We start from the raw sequence: 4,416 nt of genomic DNA, 5'->3' as shown, positions 1-4,416 counted from the left end.
CCGCGCGGTCGCCCTGGAGTACGGGCCGCGCGGCGTGCGCGCGAACGCCGTCGCGCCCGGCTACATGGACACGCCGATGGCCGCGCCGCTGATGTCGCGCCCGCACCTGCGCACGGCCATCGAGCACGAGCTGCCGCTGCGCCGCGCGGCGCAGCCGGACGAGATCGCCCCGGTGATCGAGTTCCTGCTCTCCGACGCGGGGCGGTACGTCACCGGGGAGGAGGTCACCGTGGACGGCGCGGGGGCGCTCACCGCGTACACGAGCGGCGGCGACGTCGACCGCATGTGGCGCCGCGCCGGACTCAGCTGAGCAGGTCTCGGACCTGGGCGTACGCCTCGTACTGGGCGAGCGGGTCCGGGGCGGCCGGGTGCAGGGCGAACTCGCTGACCCCGGCGTCGCGGTAGGCGGCCAGGCGCTCGGCGACCCGCGCGGCCGGGCCGTACACGGTGTAGCGCTCCACGGTGTCGAACCGCAGCCGGTACTGGCCCCAGAGCATGGCCGCGGCCTCCTCGCGTGCGGTCTCCTCCCGGTCGGCCACGTTGACGAAGACCAGCATCGTCGTGGTCGGCTCCGGGCGGTCCAGCTCCGCCGCGCGGGCGGCCAGCGCCCGGCGCCGCGCGGCGACCGTGTCCGGCCGGTGCCACATGGCCAGCCAGCCGTCACCGTGACGGGCGACGCGCTCCATCGCGGCGTCGCTGCGCCCGCCGACGAACAGGGGCGGCGGTGAGGCGGGAGCGGGCTCCAGCCCCGGGCTGTGCACGGACAGCAGCGGGCCGGAGTGATCGACCGGCTTGCCGGTGAGCAGGCCGGGCAGGACCTCCAGGGCCTCGTCGAGACGGCGCCCGCGCTCGCGGACCGGCACGCCGGCGGCCGCGAACTCCTCGGGGTTCTCTCCCCCGATGCCCACGCCCAGCGTGAGCCGGCCGGGCGCGAGCGCGTCCACCGTGGTGAGCTGCTTGGCCGCCCACACGAGGTCGCGCAACGGCAGCAGCAGCACACCGACGCCGAGCCGGATGCGGGAGGTGACCGCCGCGGCGGCGGAGAGCGCGCACATCGACTCCAGCAACGGCGGGTGGAAGACGAGATGGTCGCCGGCCCAGGCGGTGTCGAAGCCCAGTTCCTCCGCCCGCCGCGCGCCCTCGACCAGCGGCGGTGTCCCCTGCCGGAACGCGTCCAGGGTCGGCAGGTACACGCCCCACCGCAGCCGCTCGCTCTCGGTTCCGGCCGGTGCGTGCATGTCCGCCTTCCTCCCGTTCTGTCCGACCCGCGTGATCGGCGGGAAATGATCGCGGTTTATCGTTTCACCCCGCAAGGAGGTCTCCGCGCACCGGGTGTCCGTCCCGACTCCGCGCGTGCCCGGAGGCGTTCCGGCCACGAAACGGATGACGACCGTCACGACACGGGAGGCCGACCCGACCGCCGAGCCGACCGCCGGGCCGTGGGAAGGAGACGCATGTCCACGCAGGCCGAGTACGATCCGTCCGCCTTCCGGGCGGTGCTCGAGCACCAGTTCACGTACCTGCACGGCTTCCAGCGCAACACCCACCGGTACGCGAACCGGGTGGCCCTGCGCGACCCGGGCTCCGGCCGTTCGTGGACCTATGCCGAGCTGGGCGCGGAGGTGGACCGGCTGGCGGCGGGCCTGGCCGCGGCGGGCGTGGGGCCGGGCGACGTGGTCGTCTACCAGCTCTACAACTGCCCCGAGTTCGCCATGATGTACCTGGCCGCGCAGGCGTGCGGGGCGATCGGCGCGCCGATCAACTACCGGCTCGCCCCGGGTGAGACCGCCTACATCCTCGACGACAGCGCACCGCGGATCTTCGTGTACGACGCCACGCTGGCCGGCCCGGCGCGCGACGCGCTCGCACTGGCCGGGCACCGGCCCGACGTCCTCGCCGTGGTCGGCGAGCCGGAGGACGGCGGGGCCGCGGTGGCGTTCGGCGACCTGTTCGCCGCGCCGGGCGCGTCCCTTCCGGAACCGGCGGCCACCGGCTATGAGGAGACCACGCGGCTCTACACGTCCGGCACCACCGGCATGCCCAAGGGCGTCGCGCTGAACAGCCTCGTCGAGGTGCTCAGCGCGCACGACGTGATCATGCACTTCCCGCTCTCGCCGGAGGACATCACGCTGAACATGACGCCGTGGTTCCACCGGGGCGGCCTGTTCTCCGGCGGCCCGAACCCGGTGTTCTACGCGGGCGCGCAGGCGGTGCCGATGCGCGCCTTCGACCCCGACGCGGTCCTCGACCACGTCGAACGCCTCGGCGTCACCTTCCTGATCGGCGCCCCCACGAACCTGGAGATGCTCACGCGCGCCCAGCTCCGGCGCCGCCGCGACCTGTCCAGCCTGCGCGGCATCGTCACCATGGGCGCACCGCTGACCCGGGACGCGTGCCTGCGCTACCAGGAGGTGCTGACGCCGCGGATCTTCAACGGGTACGGCACCACCGAGACGTTCTGGAACACCTTCCTGCGCCCCTCCGACCTGCCCGAACACGCGGGCAGCGCCGGACGCGCCTGCACCGACGACGACGTCGCCGTGGTACGGCTGCTGGAGGACCGGCGCGCCGAGCCGCACGAGACGGTCGCCCACGACGGCGCGGAGATCGGCGAGGTCATCGTCCGCTCACCGAAGTCCGGCTACCACTACACCAACTCCCCCGAGACGGACGCGAAGAAGTTCCACGACGGCTGGCTCTACACCGGCGACCTGGCCACGTGGGACGCGGAGGAGTACATCACCATCGTGGGCCGGCGTGACGACATGATCGTCTCCGGCGGGGAGAACGTCCATCCCACGCAGGTGGAGGAGGCTCTGGGCGGCCACCCGGGCATCGCGGACTCACTCGTCGTGGGCGTCCCGGACGAGCGCTGGGGACAACGCGTCGTCGCGTACGTGATCCGCGCCGACGAGAAACTGACCGCCGCCGACTGCGACCACCACTGCCGCACACACCCGATGCTGAGCGCGTACAAACGACCGCGCGCCTACCGGTTCGTCGACACACTCCCGATGAACGCGACCGGAAAGAAACTGCACTACAAGGCCACCGAACAGGCGGCCGCCGAGTACGCCGCCGGCCTGTTCGAGTCGTCGTGAGGGTTCCTCCGGCCTCTCCACCGCGCGAACATCGGCCTGCGTTCACCGGCCTGGTTACCTCGCCGGGCTGGGCCGGCGGCCAGAGCCCGGCAGTCGGCCTGACGCGAGCCCCCGGGTACGCCGGGCTGGACCCGCTCGGGCCGAGCGGGGGATGATCTCCTCAGAAGGGAGCGAGCCGATGACCACACGACCGCCGGACGCCGAACGCCGGTCACCGCGCGTTCTCAGCATCTCCTGGGGGCGCATGGAGGTCGAGACTCTCGGCGCCGGACGCGACTTCATCCTGTTCCCGGGCGGAGGGCGGCCGTGGGACTGGAATGAGACGGGCACGCATCACGATCCCGGCATCCAGCCGGCCGATGTCGCCGACCTCCTCGACCATGGAGCCACGGTCGTCGTGCTGAGCCGCGGCATGGAGTGCCGCCTCGGCACCTGCCCCGAGACCCTCGGCCTGCTCCGCGCCCGAGACGTCGAGGTCCACGTCGAGGAGACCCGCAAGGCCGTCGAGCTCTACAACGACCTGGCCGCCTCCCGGCCGGTCGGCGGCCTCTTCCACTCGACCTGCTAGTGCCCGCCCCCGCGCTGCCGATGAGCCCGGGACCACAACGCCGACCAACCACCTGCACCCGACCACGACGCGGGCACCCGCAGGCCATGGTCGGCGACCGCGTCCCAGAACCGCCCGGTGTCGGCGCCCATCTCGCGGGCGGCCGGGAACGCGCGCTGCCACGGGCCGCTCTCGTCCTCCAGGGACGTCGCCGGGTGGCCGGGCACGGCGACGGTGCGCGGCGGTGCCACGGGCGCGAGGTCGATCGCGGGAGCGCGGCAGGTGATCATGACCGTGAGTGCGCAGAGCAGGGGCTCGGCCGGGCGGCCGGCGATCGTACGAGCGATGACCGGGTCGTCCCGGTTCGCCAGCTCACCGATCGCCCGCCGCGTGGCCCGGGCGGCCAGGTCCAGGGCGTACGCGTCGGCCACGGCCGGCAGTTTGACCAGCTTGCGCAGTGACTTGGGCAGCGGAGACCCATCCAGGAGCAGGGAGAGCGCCTCGAAGCGGTCCCGTACGGCGGGGTCCAGTGCCTCGACCGCGGTCGTCAGCGGACGGACACCCCCGGCCGTCCACAGCTGATCGAGGTCGACGGCACCGGTGTCCAGCGCGCGGCGGCAGGCGTCGGCGAGACGCGTCGCGCCGAGGCGCCGCAGCCGGGTGAGGGCCGCCTCCGGCGGTGTTCCGGCGAGGCGGGCGAAGGTCTCGAGCGCCTCCTCATCGGCCTCCTCCCACGCGCGCCGCGCGAGGGCGTCGAGCGCCGGTCCG

At 73.6% G+C, this 4,416-nt stretch carries 5 protein-coding genes; 3 read left to right on the top strand and 2 right to left on the bottom strand.

Translation table 11 applies throughout. The features are described 5' to 3' along the window. Nucleotides 1-310: SDR family oxidoreductase (locus ACFFNX_RS43360; RefSeq protein ID WP_378212084.1), on the top strand; the 310-nt coding region annotated here is incomplete at its 5' end. Here the strand turns inward: ACFFNX_RS43360 and ACFFNX_RS43355 are convergent. Continuing rightward, nucleotides 303-1,238 (bottom strand): TIGR03619 family F420-dependent LLM class oxidoreductase, encoded by a 936-nt coding sequence (locus ACFFNX_RS43355; protein ID WP_378212083.1) that lies wholly within the window; start codon nucleotides 1,236-1,238, stop codon nucleotides 303-305. The genes ACFFNX_RS43360 and ACFFNX_RS43355 overlap by 8 nt on opposite strands. A gap of 216 nt (nucleotides 1,239-1,454) precedes the next feature. Here ACFFNX_RS43355 and ACFFNX_RS43350 point away from each other — a divergent pair, with 216 nt between their 5' ends. Both ACFFNX_RS43350 and ACFFNX_RS43345 read left to right on the top strand, forming a co-directional pair. Then, entirely contained in the window at nucleotides 1,455-3,101 is a 1,647-nt protein-coding gene (locus ACFFNX_RS43350) for a class I adenylate-forming enzyme family protein (protein WP_378212082.1), read from the top strand. Nucleotides 3,102-3,279: 178 nt separating this feature from the next. Continuing rightward, entirely contained in the window at nucleotides 3,280-3,669 is a 390-nt protein-coding gene (locus ACFFNX_RS43345) for an Mth938-like domain-containing protein (protein WP_378212081.1), read from the top strand. On the opposite strand, the gene ACFFNX_RS43340 is transcribed toward ACFFNX_RS43345, so the two are convergent. Continuing rightward, a partial coding sequence (locus ACFFNX_RS43340; protein ID WP_378212080.1) for a hypothetical protein occupies nucleotides 3,666-4,416 on the bottom strand: 751 nt, incomplete at its 5' end. The genes ACFFNX_RS43345 and ACFFNX_RS43340 overlap by 4 nt on opposite strands.

It is taken from the genome of Actinoallomurus acaciae, from assembly GCF_042429965.1.
Taxonomy (GTDB): domain Bacteria; phylum Actinomycetota; class Actinomycetes; order Streptosporangiales; family Streptosporangiaceae; genus Actinoallomurus; species Actinoallomurus acaciae.
The sequence above is the reverse complement of the archived record's forward strand: the minus strand, read 5'-3'. Positions and strand labels throughout refer to the sequence as shown.